At 33.7% G+C, this 15642-nt stretch carries 13 protein-coding genes, 1 pseudogene, 1 riboswitch and 2 other annotated features; of the genes and pseudogenes, 4 read left to right on the top strand and 10 right to left on the bottom strand.

Translation table 11 applies throughout. From position 1 onward, the window contains the following. Positions 1 to 86: 86 nt before the first annotated feature. The 7 genes and pseudogenes from ACQKNR_RS05435 to ACQKNR_RS05405 all read right to left on the bottom strand — a co-directional run bounded on the left by ACQKNR_RS05435 (position 87) and on the right by ACQKNR_RS05405 (position 8837). Complete coding sequence (locus tag ACQKNR_RS05435; RefSeq protein ID WP_427315965.1) at positions 87 to 1970, bottom strand: FtsX-like permease family protein; 1884 nt, start codon at positions 1968 to 1970, stop codon at positions 87 to 89. A gap of 13 nt (positions 1971 to 1983) precedes the next feature. Next, positions 1984 to 2751, bottom strand: a complete 768-nt coding sequence (locus tag ACQKNR_RS05430) for an ABC transporter ATP-binding protein (protein WP_000106429.1) — start codon at positions 2749 to 2751, stop codon at positions 1984 to 1986. Positions 2752 to 3000: 249 nt separating this feature from the next. After that, positions 3001 to 4923 (bottom strand): threonine--tRNA ligase, encoded by a 1923-nt coding sequence (thrS, locus tag ACQKNR_RS05425; RefSeq protein WP_427315963.1) that lies wholly within the window; start codon positions 4921 to 4923, stop codon positions 3001 to 3003. Positions 4924 to 4967: 44 nt separating this feature from the next. Further along, positions 4968 to 5190: a binding site (T-box leader), on the bottom strand. Between the two features lie 37 nt (positions 5191 to 5227). After that, positions 5228 to 5450 (bottom strand) — a binding site (T-box leader). Between the two features lie 123 nt (positions 5451 to 5573). Then, positions 5574 to 6281, bottom strand: a complete 708-nt coding sequence (rluF, locus tag ACQKNR_RS05420) for a 23S rRNA pseudouridine(2604) synthase RluF (protein WP_427315961.1) — start codon at positions 6279 to 6281, stop codon at positions 5574 to 5576. Positions 6282 to 6466: 185 nt separating this feature from the next. After that, positions 6467 to 7087 (bottom strand): DUF4937 domain-containing protein, encoded by a 621-nt coding sequence (locus tag ACQKNR_RS05415; RefSeq protein WP_427315959.1) that lies wholly within the window; start codon positions 7085 to 7087, stop codon positions 6467 to 6469. Between the two features lie 13 nt (positions 7088 to 7100). Continuing rightward, positions 7101 to 7974 (bottom strand): annotated as a pseudogene (locus ACQKNR_RS05410) (PhzF family phenazine biosynthesis protein). A gap of 50 nt (positions 7975 to 8024) precedes the next feature. Beyond that, positions 8025 to 8837, bottom strand: a complete 813-nt coding sequence (locus ACQKNR_RS05405) for a nucleotidyltransferase (RefSeq protein WP_427315957.1) — start codon at positions 8835 to 8837, stop codon at positions 8025 to 8027. Between the two features lie 240 nt (positions 8838 to 9077). Here ACQKNR_RS05405 and ACQKNR_RS05400 point away from each other — a divergent pair, with 240 nt between their 5' ends. From ACQKNR_RS05400 to ACQKNR_RS05390, 3 genes are all read left to right on the top strand, one after another. After that, on the top strand, positions 9078 to 9653 hold the full coding sequence (locus ACQKNR_RS05400) for a hypothetical protein (RefSeq protein ID WP_427315955.1): 576 nt from the start codon (positions 9078 to 9080) through the stop codon (positions 9651 to 9653). A gap of 214 nt (positions 9654 to 9867) precedes the next feature. Beyond that, positions 9868 to 9988: riboswitch (glycine riboswitch) on the top strand. Positions 9989 to 10095: 107 nt separating this feature from the next. After that, positions 10096 to 11463 carry an alanine/glycine:cation symporter family protein gene (locus tag ACQKNR_RS05395; RefSeq protein WP_427315954.1) on the top strand — a complete coding sequence of 456 codons (1368 nt, stop codon included), beginning with the start codon at positions 10096 to 10098 and terminating at the stop codon, positions 11461 to 11463. Between the two features lie 228 nt (positions 11464 to 11691). Further along, positions 11692 to 12885 (top strand): S8 family peptidase, encoded by a 1194-nt coding sequence (locus ACQKNR_RS05390; protein WP_427315952.1) that lies wholly within the window; start codon positions 11692 to 11694, stop codon positions 12883 to 12885. Between the two features lie 123 nt (positions 12886 to 13008). Here the strand turns inward: ACQKNR_RS05390 and ACQKNR_RS05385 are convergent, their stop codons facing one another. After that, a complete protein-coding gene (locus tag ACQKNR_RS05385; protein WP_427315950.1) occupies positions 13009 to 13776 on the bottom strand; it encodes a DUF3891 family protein in 768 nt (255 codons plus the stop codon). Positions 13777 to 13980: 204 nt separating this feature from the next. Here ACQKNR_RS05385 and ACQKNR_RS05380 point away from each other — a divergent pair, with 204 nt between their 5' ends. Further along, complete coding sequence (locus tag ACQKNR_RS05380; RefSeq protein WP_001043905.1) at positions 13981 to 14253, top strand: HU family DNA-binding protein; 273 nt, start codon at positions 13981 to 13983, stop codon at positions 14251 to 14253. A 38-nt stretch (positions 14254 to 14291) separates the two neighbouring features. Here the strand turns inward: ACQKNR_RS05380 and ACQKNR_RS05375 are convergent, their stop codons facing one another. Together ACQKNR_RS05375 and sfp are read right to left on the bottom strand one after the other, a co-directional pair. Continuing rightward, positions 14292 to 14834: a cold-shock protein gene (locus ACQKNR_RS05375; RefSeq protein ID WP_427315948.1), complete on the bottom strand. Its 543-nt coding sequence runs from the start codon at positions 14832 to 14834 to the stop codon at positions 14292 to 14294. A 26-nt stretch (positions 14835 to 14860) separates the two neighbouring features. Then, the gene (gene sfp, locus ACQKNR_RS05370; protein ID WP_427315946.1) at positions 14861 to 15610 is read right to left on the bottom strand and encodes a 4'-phosphopantetheinyl transferase Sfp; all 750 of its coding nucleotides are present in this window, start codon (positions 15608 to 15610) and stop codon (positions 14861 to 14863) included. Positions 15611 to 15642 lie beyond the last annotated feature (32 nt).

Below are 15642 nucleotides of genomic sequence, written 5' to 3'. Positions count from 1 at the left end.
CGACCATTATCCAACATTTTCCTTCTCGATTCATTACAAGCTTAAGAAAAAGCCCTTGTTTTCATAACAAGGACTCTGTTCTTAAACTATTTCGCTACTTCTTCTTTCGGCATTACCATACCTTTATACAATTGAACAGTTATCCAGTAATAGATGAAATAAATGACTAAGAAGATTCCTATTGGCATCCACACCTTTACAAATGGGTCAACTAATATGAAACTGAATAAGTTAAGCCCTACTAAAACGTGGGAAATTCCAATGATCGCTGGGAAGATAAATAAATATGAAATTTCTTTATATATACTTTTTGTTAACATACTGCGTCTCACACCGATTTTTCGTAACATTTCATAACGGCGTACATCACGAGAAGCGCCTGTTAATATTTTAAACATAAGGGAACTTGCCATCATTGCTAAAAACGCAATTCCAAGGAAGAATCCCATAAACATTGTCCCGCTCATGAAACTGTTCATAAACTGATAAATTGTCATTTTTGTATATAATTCTACTTTTGCACCTGTTGCTTTTTCAATTAGTTCTTTTTGTCTCTTATCTATTTCGATCAATAATGGTTTATATTTTTTCATATCATCTACTTTTGCTAATGTTACAGTATGTTCTGTTCCTTGAATTCCTTTATAATGCTCTTCATCAGCAATTCTTACAGGTTTTCCGTTAAATTGATTATGTGTAATTTGTATTTCTCTTACAACCGCATCTTCCCAATCCTTTGGCATACGAGGAAACTTATTCGCCACTTCGGGAGCCTCCAAAGCAGAATATACAGGTTCAGTTAAAGGTTCAGCCACACGTTTACGAGCAGGCTCTTTTAAAGTCTTTGTATCAAAATGATCAGAAACAAGTGGCGGTTTCGCAGTTAAATCGTCACGTAAATAATAAACCGCTTCTCCATCAACTTTATACTTATATTTTCCTTCTTCTACAATATTCATTTCTTTTAATGCCGCTTTATCTTGTTCATTTGGATCATGAATTACGACATCATATACACGTGAGAAGTCTGTCATAATACCGACATTTTTTTGAAACGCCATACCTGCTGTCATTGCACCTGCACCTAATGCAATTAACATCGCTACCGTGCCTAGTACTCTTGATAAACTATTTACTCGAAAGCGTAGCTGTGCATATGTAAAACTATTTAAGCCTGTTTCATTTCGTTTTTTATTCCCTTTAATTTTCATCACAAAAAATGGGAGCAATGAACTAAAAATAAAGTATGTTCCAAGTGTTGTAACGATTGTCGCTATTATAAAACCGATTTCAGCAAATATTTTTACATTTATCATAAAATAGTATCCTATACTTACTAGCAATACACCAAGTACTGTCATTATAATAATGCGAGTTTTACTTTTCTTCACTTCATCTAGTGTTTCATCTTCACGAATTAACTCTAATTCTGTTTTACGTAATAATCGAATACTATTCATTAAACCAGTAATAAAAAATAGTATTAAAAAGAAAATAGATGTAACTAAAATAGCTGGTGTGTATACAGATGCATAATTACCTTTTGCTGAAATTTCCATGCCATTCATTAAAAAATTACCTGCTACACTAGCTAGTACCATTCCTACTAAAATCCCGATAATAATACTGACAATACCCATACCGAATGTTTCAATAAATAATAACTGTGCTACTTTTTTCTTTTTCGCTCCAAGCATCATGTACATACCAAGTTCTTTTCTTCTTAATGTAAGTAAAAAAGAATTGGCATATATAATATAGAATACAGTAATGAACGATAGTAATATGGCACCAACCCAAAAAACGAGTCTAATACTACTAATGAGGCTATTATCTTTTGTAAATTCGCTATTCATCGCCATCGTTTGGAACATGTAGAAAATACTAATACTAATAACTAAACCAATAAGTAAAACCATATAATCCTTTAACATTTTTTTCATACTATGACGTGATAATTTGAATAACATAGTTTCGCTCCCCCTACTTAGACTCAGCAGCTGAGCCCATATGAGCAAGCACACCTAAAATATCTTGATAGAAATTTTCTCTCGTTCCTTGACGCTTTAATTCTTTATAAAGAAGACCATCTTGAATAAATAAAATACGCTCACAATAACTCGCACTAAATGCATCATGTGTAACCATCAAAATACTTACATTGTGATTTTCATGTAAATCTTGCATCGCTTCTAATAAGCTCTTTGCGTTTTTACTATCAAGTGCCCCTGTCGGTTCATCTGCTAATACGATTGCCGGATTATGTACTAAAGCACGTGCCGCCGCTGTTCTTTGTTTTTGTCCACCAGAAACAGCAGTCGGATATTTTGTTAAAATTTCAGTAATCCCTAATTTCTTGGCAACCTCATTTACCTTTCCAGTAATCTCACTTGAAGGTACGCCTTGCAAAGAAAGTGGCAAAGCTATGTTTTCATAAATTGATAAGTTTTCTAGTAAGTTAAAATCTTGAAAAATGAACCCTAATTTTTGAGAACGAAAATCAGATAACGCATTCCCCTTCATAGAAGTAATATTTGTTCCAGCTATTGTCACACTTCCGCCTGTCGCTTGATCAAGTGTACTAATCACATTAAGTAATGTCGTTTTTCCAGATCCAGAAGGACCCATAATCCCGACAAACTCTCCTTCTTTAATACTTAATGATACACCCCTTAAAGCTTTCGACTGATTCTCATTCCTTTTTCCGTACGTTTTTTCTACACTCTCTACAGTAACTACATTTGTTGACATCGCTTTCACTCCATCCCTTTTGTATAGTATTATTTTTTCATATAATTCTTATCTTTTTCTCATGTAAACCCTTAAGAATTTTTTAATTTTTCAAACGGAAAGAGATTCACAAGTAACATGAACCTTTTTCCTACTTCATATTCTCACTTTTCTAAAACTCGTTCATTCGATTTCTCTTACATTTACCTTACATTTTTGTAAGGTAAAAAAGAAAACACACCAATTTTTAATGGTGTGTTTTCTTTACAATCAATATTTTCTATTCTTTATTTCCTCTTCAATACTTGCCACAAATACATCTAGTTTAGCAACTTCTGACTTCTCTTCTCCATATTTACGTACATTTACAGCACCGTTTTCCATTTCCTTATCCCCAATAACAAGAACATAGGGAACCTTTTGCATTTGTGCTTCCCTTATTTTATATCCTAACTTTTCATCTCGCATATCTCGTTCAACACGAATTCCAGCTTGTGCTAATTTGTCTGCAACCTGATCTGCGTATTGTACGTGCACTGCATTTGAAACTGGAATTATTTTCACTTGAACTGGTGAAACCCATGCCGGGAATGCACCTCCAAAGTGCTCAATTAATATTGCTAAGAAGCGATCTAAAGATCCTAAAACTGCTCGGTGAATGACAACTGGTCTTTTCTTTTCATTATTCTCATCTATATAATTTAAATCAAATTTCTCTGGCATTTGGAAGTCGAGCTGGATTGTTCCGCACTGATGACTTCTATTTAAAGCATCTTTAATATGGAAATCAATTTTCGGTCCGTAAAATGCACCGTCACCTTCATTTAGTCTATATTTATAGTTTAACGATTGTAATACATTTTCTAATGCCGCTTCTGCTTGCTCCCATAATTTATCATCACCCATTGAATCTTCTGGACGAGTAGACAGCTCTACTTCATATTCGAATCCAAAAGTTTTATATACGTAGTCAATTTGCGCCATTACTGATTTAATTTCATCTTCAATTTGTTCTGGTGTTACAAATAAATGAGCATCATCTTGGCAGAAAGTACGAACTCTTAATAACCCGTTTAAAGCTCCACTAAATTCATGTCGATGCACTTGACCAAACTCACACATGCGAATTGGTAATTCACGATAAGAATGCAATTTATTTTTAAACATAAGCATATGCCCTGGACAGTTCATCGGTTTTAATGCAAAACTTTTATGATCTACTTCTGAGAAATACATATTATCTTTATAATGCCCCCAGTGCCCTGATCTCTCCCACACTTCTTGATTCATCATGAATGGAGTGCGTACTTCTTGATAATTGTATTCTTTTTGAATTTCTCTTAAAAATGCTTCTAATTCATTCCGAATAATTTGGCCTTTCGGTAAATAAAATGGCATTCCCGGAGCCTCTTCAGAAAACATAAATAACTCAAGTTCATTACCTAACTTACGGTGGTTTCTTTTTGCTGCTTCTTCAACAAAATGTAAATACTCTTCTAATTCTTTTTGAGAAGAGAATGCAACACCATATATACGCTGAAGCACTTGATTATTACTATCCCCTCGCCAATATGCACCTGAAACGTGAGTTAATTGGAAGGCTTTCAAATAACCTGTTGACGGTAAATGTGGTCCTCTACATAAATCTACAAATTCACCTTGTTTATATAGTGTTACACTTTCCTCATTAGGAATTGCTTCTAAAAGTTCTAATTTCAAGTGATCGTTCATTTCTTGAAACAGTTTTGCTGCTTCTTCTCGAGGGACTTCAACTCGTTCTATCTTTACATTTTCATTTATAATCTTTTTCATTTCTTTTTCGATTTTCGGTAAATCTTCTACGTTTACACTACTTGGAAGATCCATATCATAATAAAAACCATTTTCAATAACTGGCCCTACACCAAGGTTTATATCACCATACATTCGTTTTATAGCTTGCGCTAAAATATGCGCAGCAGAATGTCTTGCAATTTCTACACCTTCATTTGAATCAATAGTAATAATTTCTACTTCCGCATTCTCTTCAATGTTTCGGCTTAAATCAAAAAGTTGATTGTTTACTTTTCCTGCAACTGCTTTCTTTTTTAGGCTACTGCTAATTGATCCAGCAATTTCTTCTAAAGTAATTCCCCTTGAAAACTCTTTTACATTACCATCTAGAAATTTAATTTCAATCATCTGTTCTTTCATTTTTCATCTCTCCATTTCATAATAAAAAGCACACTCATCCCTAATATAGGGACGAGCGTGCTTTTACCCGTGGTTCCACCCAGATTCCCATCGTAAAAATACAATGGCTTCTTTTACGGTAACGTCGTTTACACGGCACTAGATACTTAATTTCCCCAGTGCAGCTCTAAGGTGGTAAGTTATTTTTCTGCGTTAGGAAGTTCTCAGCTTTCCTTCCTTCTCTGTATAACCGGTTAAAATAACTCGTGTCCTTTTCTTCGCTTATTATGAAATTGAATGCAAAAAAGCATATTCATCCCTAAAATTTAGGGACGAATATGCTTATATTCGTGGTTCCACCCAGATTCCCATCAGAAAAAGACGATGGCTTCTTTTGCGATAACGTCGCTTACACGGCACTAGATACTTAATTTCCCCAGTGCAGCTCTAAGGTGGTAAGTTATTTTTCTGCGTTAGGAAGTTCTCAGCTTTCCTTCCTTCTCTGTATAACCGATTAAAATAACTCGTGTCCTTTTCTTTGCTTTTATAATTACATCCATTAATTGTTATTTACTATATCTTATTCATTTTATTTTTGCAAGTGTTAAAAATTATTATTTATTTAATTTAAAAAAGTGAAACCAGAAAATTTTTGGTTTCACTTCTCAATTTTACCAATCTTGTGGTTCGTAATTTAAGTCTGAAAATAGGCGTTTTTTCTCTTTTTTCGTTAAATCTCTCCACTGTCCAACCGGTAAATTATTCAACTCAATATTCATAATTCTCGTACGTTTTAACGTGTATACTTGATAACCTAAAGCTTCACACATACGGCGAATTTGGCGATTCAACCCTTGTGTTAAAATAATTTTGAACTCATATTTTGATAACTGTGTAATCTCACAAGGAAGCGTTTTTGTACCTAAAATTTTAACTCCCGCTGCCATTTTCTCTAAAAAATCAGGTGTAATCGGCTTATCTACTGAAACGATATATTCTTTCTCATGTTTATTTTCAGCACGTAAAATCTCATTAACGATATCGCCATCATTCGTTAACAAAATTAAACCATCTGAGTCTTTATCGAGACGTCCAATGTGACTAATTCGTAATGGATGATTCACTAAATCGATAATATTACCTTTAACTGCTTTTTCACTTGTACATGTAATACCTACTGGTTTATTTAAAGCGATATACACATGGTCTCGAGCAATACGAAGTTGCTCTCCATTTACTCGTACGTCATCACCTGGATTTACTTGGTCACCAATTTTTGCAACCTTACCGTTAATAATTACTCTTCTCTCGTTAATTAACTTATCTGCTCCACGTCGAGACGCTTTTCCAGCTTCACTAATAAATTTATTGATACGCAAGTTAGGCACATCCTTTTCATAAAAAATTTCAAGCTCACACTGCTTCTACCGTACAATACAAAAGGGTAAGCCTCCTATTTTAACTTAAATATATTAACATGAAAGGGTATATGACGTCTTCTATTAATTTTTTGTTCACAAGAAAATATCTTTATTATACATTCATTTATGCACTTTTTGCACATTTAATATACAAGCCATTCTTCCTTACATACAGCTTGTTTTCCTTTTATCTCTTCTATATCTTCATGAATATTAGCTGATTTATATAACTCGGGAAAAATATCTTCCATATAATTTTGATGTCCCATTTCATCTTTCCAATAAGTTAACACTATGTAACGATTTTCATTTTTTAAAGACTTCCCAACTACTCCACCTAACATCCCTTTTGCTTTTTCCATCCCTTTATTCCAAATTATTTCTTGCTTATGTAAGAATTGCTTTTCTTTTTCTTCCTTTACATCACATATTGCAACTCTTACAAAAGATCCTTGTATAATAACATCTTTCAAAGGCGTATCAGTTATATCATACAACGTTTGAAATAGTTCAATTTCACATGAAAGTAACGTATCTTTTTGATTACTATTTAAATAAATTGTATCGTGGGCACCATTCATAAATGATTGATATGCACTTCTATCCTTCCATAAAGTATATACACACGCCTCATCTTCATTCCACCCACCAAATTGCCCATGAAAGCCATCTACATGTTGTAAGTCACGCCATTTTTCTTGTGCGTCTGAAAACAATTCTTTTTTCTCTTCTTCCACCTTACAGTATATTGTTTTAAGTAACATTTCCAATTCCCCCTTATCTTACATCCCATTTCCCATTTGCAATACTTTCTACTTTTCCACCTACACGTACATTAATTTCACTCTCTACTTCTTCAGCTCGTATATGTATTAAAGAAGACCTTTTTATCTCATATCCTTGTTCAACACGCATATTTATTTTGTCTGTCCCAAAATAACGATATTTTAGAAGATACGCTGCCAAACAACCATTCGAGCTTCCGGTCGCTGCATCTTCTGGTATACCATAGTAACCTGCAAAATCACGAACATTAAGATCATTCATTTCTTCATAAGTTTCAGAAGTAAATACCATGACTCCTTTCGCTGATAGGTTCTCTATTAAATGATAATACTTTTCTTTATTTATATTTACCGCTTTTACTGCCGCTAACGTTTTTAACGGTACAATAATTACTGGTACACCAGTAGATACCTCTTGTACTGGATATCGACTCTCTATATTAGAAACATCAATGTTTAGTACGTTAGCTATCATTTCCCTATCAATTTCCGTTCCAAAATTAGGTTTATTTTGATTCATCCATAACACACTATCGCCATCATGAAATTTTACTTCAGCAGTTACACCCTGAAAATGTAATTTAACATTTTTCATTGTAGTATGTTGAAAAATTTCCTTTCGTAATACAAAAGCAGTTCCTAAAGCTGGATGTCCCGCATAGGGAATTTCCTCATTAGGTGTAAATATACGCACATCATACCCACCTTTTCTTATCAGATATGATAAAAGTTGTTTCTGCAAAATTCATTTCTTTTGCTATTGATTACATTTCCTCACTCGAAATTTGATGACCTTCCGTAAATACTGCAAGTTGATTACCTGAATACTTACCCTGTGAAAAGACATCTACAATATAAAAATTCAAAGCCCTCGCCCCTTATACTTTATTTTAAAATAACTGTTTACATAACAATATTATACAATACCAGAATCCCCCTCTGCTCTTTCTATCAGCCATTCACCAAACGTATCTAAAAATAATAAAATTTCATTTATATCATTTATCGGCTCGATTACATATTGTAGTGCCTTTCTCATATTTTTTTCTTGTTCGGGAAAATGCCTACTAAATAACTCATATGCGGGATATAAGTCTCTGGAGTAAAGCCCTTCTCTATCAATTGTTAATGCTAGACCTGATCTGAGTATTATCTTCATAATCCAACGACAACAATCCTCTATATCATCCACGCCTTTATTATGAATTAACTCATTGCGCGCTTGTCCAATTTGCTTCCGCAATTGAATAAGGTGTTCATAGGCTAATTCCTGACTTACTTTATATTTAGGTAAAGACAATTTTACGTCTTCACCAAATATGCATACACCATGTGTCTGTATCATAAAGCTTATAAAAGAAAAACTATTGGAATTTATTACTTCTTTTTCACTGTAAAAACTTAACTCCACTCCTGATATACAATTAAACTGCTGTAAACTTTGAACTTCTAGCTTTTTTCGCCAGCTTAAGTCTATTAATTTAGGATCCTTTCGCATTAATATAATCACATCTATATCTGCAATCCCTTCAATTCCAATCCCTCTTGGAATTGAACCCCTTATATAAACACTGTGCAAATCATCCTGTAACATTTCACGACAAGTATTTTTTATTTCTTGTATTACCTCCTTAAAAATAGGTTGAATTTTATCAAGATGTGCATCATTTATAATATATCCTTCATCATCTGTAGGACAAAAACGCCCTATTTTCTTTATACTTGGCAAATTATCAACTCATTTCTACATAAAATATTCTTTTGTATTCGCACTTTATAATTATAATTCGAATAATTTAGAATTCATAACTTAAAACTCCTCTTTCCCAGCATTTTCTCTTCTACATTTTAATTATTTCAATTGTAAAATCGTAATTCAAATCAACTCTAGTTTATTTTCTCTACCTATAATAACATTATTGTTATATATTATAATTATAAGTTTTTAAAATTTTGGAGGCATCACACATTGAAAAAATCACTTTTTACTAAATGGACGGTTATTATTTCAGTTTTTATCATTTCTGGTTCGATTTTCTACGTAACTAAAGATAAAAGTAACAACGGAAAAATAACTGTAGAAACAATTGATACTAAAACTTTCAAAACCAAATTACGGCCAAAAATTGGTGAGTTAACTACAAATTATAATGACATCATCGAAAAAGATTGGTTGCCTGCCTGGGAAGAGATTAACACTTACGGAGATTCAGTAGAGAGAAATAAACTATTAGTTACAATGAATGCTGTTTCCAAGCAATATGAAACAATTATGAAAGAAATAGACACGATGAAAATTGAAGAAAACATAACAGATATACATATACAAGAACAACTAATCTACTTCACAACTGAGTTTAAAGCTGCATCAAACTTCATGAAAAATGCAGCCGATTTGATTATAGACGGAGCTAATAACTCTACTCCAGCCAATGAAATAATTGAAAATACTAAACATGCTTTAGGACTTGCGGATCAACATATTGTCATAGCTTTATCTACTTTAAATGAAGTTGAAGATAAATTAGGACTTTCTAAAAAATAAAACTATTTACTATTTTAAAACAAAAAAATGTTTGCAATTCACATGTTGTCTGTCTATAATATTTTTATTGATTTACAATCAATGTGTTTAAGTTATTAATTTTATAATTCGGATGAACCATTCAGGAGAAGATCTATTGATCTACCGACGGGGCAAGAAGTTGTTAAACCAACTTTGAAACTCTCAGGTCTTGGCTACAAGTAGAACTGCATGGGGACGAATCTCTGGAGAGACTCCCTCTCGCCTTTATATAGCGCGGAGGAAAACGAGCACCGAAGGAGCAAATCCGCTACTTTAGCGGATAATCTCTCAGGTAAAAGGACAGAGACAAGCGAAAGAAAATGCCGATTTGTATCGGTTTATTTTTCTATCCCTTGTTTCTCCAGAGACCATTTCATTTACTTGAAGTGGTTTTTATTTTTTCTAAAAAAGGAGAATAAAGATGGAGACAGTAAGTACAGTGTTAGAACAAATGAATCACTATGTGTGGGGGTTACCAACTTTGTTGCTACTCGTTGGAACTGGAATCATTCTCACAGTGCGTTTAAAAGGTTTACAGTTTAGTAAACTATTATACGCTCACAAATTAGCATTTAAAAAATCAGAAGAAACATCTTCATCTGGAGATATTAGTCACTTCCAAGCACTCATGACAGCTATGGCTGCAACAATTGGTATGGGAAATATAGCCGGTGTCGCAACCGCTGTTACAATCGGAGGTCCTGGTGCAATTTTTTGGATGTGGATTACTGCTTTATTCGGAATGGCAACAAAGTATGCTGAAGCAATCCTTGCGGTGAAATACCGTGTTATTAGCGAAAATGGTGAATACTCAGGTGGACCGATGTATTATTTAGAACGTGGTTTAGGCAAGAAATGGCTTGCTGTTTTATTCGCCATATTCGGTACAACTGCTTCTTTCGGTATCGGAAATATGGTGCAATCTAACTCAGTTGCAGAGGCAATGCGAATTAATTTCTCTTTTCCCCCTGCTTTAACTGGTATATTAATGTCATTTTTAATCGCAATTGTTATTTTAGGCGGTGTAAAAAAAATAGGGAAAGTGACGGGATATATCGTTCCTATTAAAGCTTTCTTTTATATCATTGCTGGTCTTATTATTATTTTCTATCATTATGATCAAATCCCTGAGGCATTTTCACTCATCTTTTCTGGTGCATTTCAAGGTACTGCAGCTGCTGGTGGTTTTATTGGTGCAACAGTTGCATCTGCTATTCAAATCGGAATGGCACGTGGCGTATTTGCGAACGAAGCTGGTTTAGGAAGCGCACCAATTGCGGCCGCCGCTGCAAAAACTGATTCACCTGCAAAACAAGCTTTAGTTTCTATGACTGGTACTTTTCTCGATACATTTATCGTAGGTACAATTACAGGACTTGTACTAATTACAACCGGTGCTTGGAAATCAGGAAAGACAGGTGTTGAAGCTACAACACTAGCATTCCAATCGGTATTCGGTACTGCTGGTAGTATGATTCTTGGTATCGCAATTATTTTATTCGCCTACTCTACTATTTTAGGCTGGTCGTATTATGGAGAGAAATGCGTGGCTTATTTATTTGGAGAAGGTGCTGTTCGATATTATAAAGCAATCTTTATCGTGATAATTGTGATTGGTGCTAATTTAAAGCTAGGCATCGTATGGACTTTTGCTGATATTGCAAATGGACTTATGGCGATTCCAAACTTAATTGGTCTAATTGGATTAAGTGGTATTGTTGTTGCTGAAACAAACCGGTTTTTACAGGCAGAGAAATTTAAAGAAAGTAATACCAAACAGATAAGTTAATTTATGAAAAAAGGAATGACTCATACATAATGAGCATTTCTTTTTTCGTTCTCTTACTCAATCCATATCATTAAAAATATATTTATATCAATCTTCCCCCCTTTTTATTCCACTAAAAGTTTTTCACATAAATGTCATAAATCGTATGGTCTAACTATATAGTTGAAAAGGAATGCGACATTAAAGCGTCACTGAAAAACTCATCCAAGAAAAGGGAGGAAAAATCTTTTGAAAAACAAAATCATTGTTTTCCTATCTGTTTTATCTTTTATTATCGGTGGTTTCTTCTTTAACACAAATACTTCAAGTGCTGAAACATCATCTACTGATTACGTCCCTAACCAATTAATCGTTAAGTTCAAACAAAATGCATCTTTAAGTAATGTGCAATCTTTTCACAAATCTGTCGGTGCTAATGTTTTATCTAAAGATGATAAATTAGGTTTTGAAGTCGTTCAATTTTCAAAAGGTACTGTAAAAGAAAAAATAAAGAGTTATAAAAATAATCCAGATGTGGAATATGCGGAGCCTAACTATTACGTTCATGCCTTTTGGACTCCGAACGATCCGTATTTTAATAGTCAATATGGATTACAAAAGATTCAAGCTCCACAAGCCTGGGATAGTCAACGAAGTGATCCTGGTGTAAAAGTAGCTATTATTGATACAGGAGTTCAAGGTTCACACCCTGATCTAGCTTCTAAAGTGATTTACGGACATGATTATGTTGATAACGACAATACATCTGATGATGGTAATGGTCATGGTACACATTGCGCTGGAATTACTGGAGCACTTACGAATAATAGTGTCGGAATTGCTGGTGTTGCCCCGCAGACTTCAATTTATGCTGTCCGTGTATTAGATAATCAAGGAAGTGGTACTCTTGATGCTGTAGCGCAAGGTATTAGAGAAGCTGCTGATTCAGGTGCAAAAGTAATTAGTTTAAGCTTAGGCGCTCCAAATGGGGGGACTGCTTTACAACAAGCCGTTCAATATGCATGGAATAAAGGCTCTGTTATTGTTGCAGCTGCTGGAAATGCTGGAAATACAAAAGCTAATTACCCTGCTTATTACAGCGAAGTGATTGCAGTTGCTTCTACAGATCAATCAGATAAAAAATCTTCATTTTCTACTTATGGTAGCTGGGTAGATGTTGCAGCTCCAGGTTCAAATATATATTCCACATATAAAGGAAGCACGTATCAATCATTAAGTGGGACATCTATGGCAACACCTCACGTTGCAGGAGTCGCTGCTCTTTTAGCAAATCAAGGGTATAGCAATACACAAATCCGCCAAATTATTGAGTCAACTTCTGATAAAATTAGTGGTACAGGTACGTACTGGAAGAACGGTAGAGTCAATGCATATAAGGCTGTACAATACGCTAAGCAATTACAAGAAAATAAAGCTTCTTAAGAAATACTAAGACTAAAACAGAAGCCGAGACTTTTATAACAAAGTCTCGGCTTCTACCAAACTATGTTACTCACAATACACCACTTCGTTTAAATATGTAATCTTTCAGTCTTAATCATTTCTTTATTGTATGAAACATATTTTTTGCTTCTTAACGTCTGAATCTTTATCAGCTTTTACGATTCCTTTTTCTTTAATTGAATAATTATTTATAGTTTTATATTCTACATATGTCTCAAATTCCGCTTTAAATGGACATGGTCCAATTCGTATCGTTTCTTCATCGACCCATTCAGCTTGTAGTGGTTTATTGTCTTTCTCATTAAAAATCTCAGTTCCTTCCAAACCGCTTTTAAATAAATCAATTTCATTTTCTTTCTTAACACCAGGTTTATTCATACATACATATAATGAAAGTTCATCACAAAACTTTAATAATCTATAATGTTTATCGAACATCGCATATTGTTCTTTTGTTAACGTTTTCAATATTCTTTTTTGTCGCTCCAATTCATGTTTATAAAAAGACATCATTTCTTCATCTTCCTCATTTAGTGGAAATGATAAAAAGTGTTTACTACAAAGTAACGCCCCATATGGATTAGAATCTTCAATTTCGTTCAAACCAATCGTATAAAAAACAAAGCGTAATGAACTGGGACAATCCATAAATGTATATGGAATATTTTTAGCATCATTCAAAATTGGTACTTTATCAAGCTCTATCCATCCTCTATCATGCTCATATATTGCTTCAATTGTCTCTTTTAAGTATGTTTTATTTTCAAAAAAATCTTCTTTTATATGCCTTGCAATCTCTCCAGCTAAAAAACCATGATCATGTTGACGAATTAATATACTCTCTTTCTCATTTTTTTCACGAAAAATCATTTGTATATTCCCCCTCATCTTCAGACTATTGCTTTTTATATACATCAATTCTTAATTAATCCCTAATTATTAGCAGGGATTCAGTCTCTTGCAACGAAATTAACATAACTATATAGCATTCTTTCAAACCATAGAGATAGCTTTATCTTTACTATCCATTATACTAAAACATTCATTCTAAAAATTTTTTTATGAGGTGAAAACATGAACAAAACAGAATTAATTAAAAATGTGGCACAATCGGCTGATATTTCACAAAAGGATGCTTCTGCAGCTGTACAATCCGTATTTGACACAATTGCTAATGCATTACAATCTGGTGATAAAGTTCAATTGATTGGCTTCGGAACTTTTGAAGTGCGTGAAAGATCTGCTCGTACAGGTCGTAATCCACAAACTGGAGAAGAAATTCAAATTGCTGCTGGTAAAGTTCCAGCATTTAAAGCAGGTAAAGAGTTAAAAGAAGCTGTAAAATAACATAAGAAACCAGCCTATAAAAAGGCTGGTTTCTTATGTTATTTAAGCAATTCCTTAATATTCTCAGCATGATATACTTCACAAATATAAAATATACATTTGCAGTTACTTACAATCTGATATTTTCTAGTCGGATAAACATTCGCTGCTACTGAACATCCGTCAAACAATTCGATAATATTTCCAGATGGCTGATATCCTTCGTATAATACGTTCCTTCTTACTTCCATTTTTTCTATAAGTTTTTCAACTGGAATATTTCCATCCTCTAATTCTTGCTTTATAGTATCTGGTAAAAATGAGGTATCTGCAAAAATCAGATTTTCAGATAATACCTTACCTTTATAACTAACATTTGATACGCGGTAAAGAAATGTTCCGTTTTTATCAAAGAAATTCTTTGCTTCTTTCGGAATGTACTGTCTATCAAGTACCTCTTGTTCGAGAACATCAAACTGAACTGTATCATTCAAAAGCTTTTCTAAAGCATGAATAGATGATGTATCTCCAGAAAATAAAATGTTTTTAATTGCTTGTACATTATAAGTTAATTCGCTTTTTCTATTTTCCGCTACTAACATGAGGAACACCTCTTCTATAAAATATTTTATTTAAGATTTAAAAGCGCTACCGCGTCTAACTGCGTAATTTCAGTCACTTCTTTACTAAATATTGCAATGGAAGCCATATAATCTAAACTAGGCCTTACATCTTCCATCATTGTATTTTCTGCTAACTCTTGCCTGTCCTTAAAAATTAACAATTTTGGAGGATCATTCGGAGCTGATACTGTTATATGTACTGGTGGAATCAATAGTCCTTCGCCTGTCGCCTTCAATACTGCTTCTTTACGAGTCCAATATGTTAAAAACCCTTCTAGTTTCTGTTTATCTGGTAATTTCATAACTTCTGCTATTTCAATGTCTGTTAATACACCCTCAGCCATTTTCATAACATCTACATTTGGATTCATTTGTTCAACATCAACACCAACAGGTGCAGATTTTGTAAATGCAACGACTACCCAATCACCTGAATGTGAAACTGATAATTGCGGCATCCCTTCTGGTAATTGTGGTCTACCGTGTTGTAACTTGCATACTGGGCACATTCGGTCAATCGGTACTTGAACTGGCGACATAGAAAGTATCTTTCCAAGAACTAATCTACTAATTACGCAACCTATTATACAACGGGCACGATCTGCCGAATGATGATAGGAATTTGCTTTTTCTCTCTCTACATCATTTAACAAATTGTAATGCCATGATTGTAAATCTGAAATTCTTCCCCACCATATTTGACATTCATTCTCATTCAAAGTTGGTATAGAATCTACAACTTTACTTTCTATCATGTAAACTCTCCTTTATTCAACGAATATCAATT

Origin of the sequence: Bacillus sp. NPDC094077 (assembly GCF_050279465.1) — a bacterium.
Lineage (GTDB): Bacteria > Bacillota > Bacilli > Bacillales > Bacillaceae_G > Bacillus_A.
This window is presented reverse-complemented; position numbering and strand designations above follow the sequence as displayed.

Bases quoted from the DNA above. Each gene is read 5' to 3' on its own strand.
- ACQKNR_RS05380 (WP_001043905.1), top strand. From the start codon at position 13,981: ATGAACAAAACAGAATTAATTAAAAATGTGGCACAATCGGCTGATATT.
- ACQKNR_RS05430 (WP_000106429.1), bottom strand. From the start codon at position 2,751: ATGTCAACAAATGTAGTTACTGTAGAGAGTGTAGAAAAAACGTACGGA.
- thrS (WP_427315963.1), bottom strand. From the start codon at position 4,923: ATGAAAGAACAGATGATTGAAATTAAATTTCTAGATGGTAATGTAAAA.
- ACQKNR_RS05415 (WP_427315959.1), bottom strand. From the start codon at position 7,087: ATGTTACTTAAAACAATATACTGTAAGGTGGAAGAAGAGAAAAAAGAA.
- ACQKNR_RS05435 (WP_427315965.1), bottom strand. From the start codon at position 1,970: ATGTTATTCAAATTATCACGTCATAGTATGAAAAAAATGTTAAAGGAT.
- ACQKNR_RS05385 (WP_427315950.1), bottom strand. From the start codon at position 13,776: ATGATTTTTCGTGAAAAAAATGAGAAAGAGAGTATATTAATTCGTCAA.
- ACQKNR_RS05375 (WP_427315948.1), bottom strand. From the start codon at position 14,834: ATGTTAGTAGCGGAAAATAGAAAAAGCGAATTAACTTATAATGTACAA.
- sfp (WP_427315946.1), bottom strand. From the start codon at position 15,610: ATGATAGAAAGTAAAGTTGTAGATTCTATACCAACTTTGAATGAGAAT.
- ACQKNR_RS05395 (WP_427315954.1), top strand. From the start codon at position 10,096: ATGGAGACAGTAAGTACAGTGTTAGAACAAATGAATCACTATGTGTGG.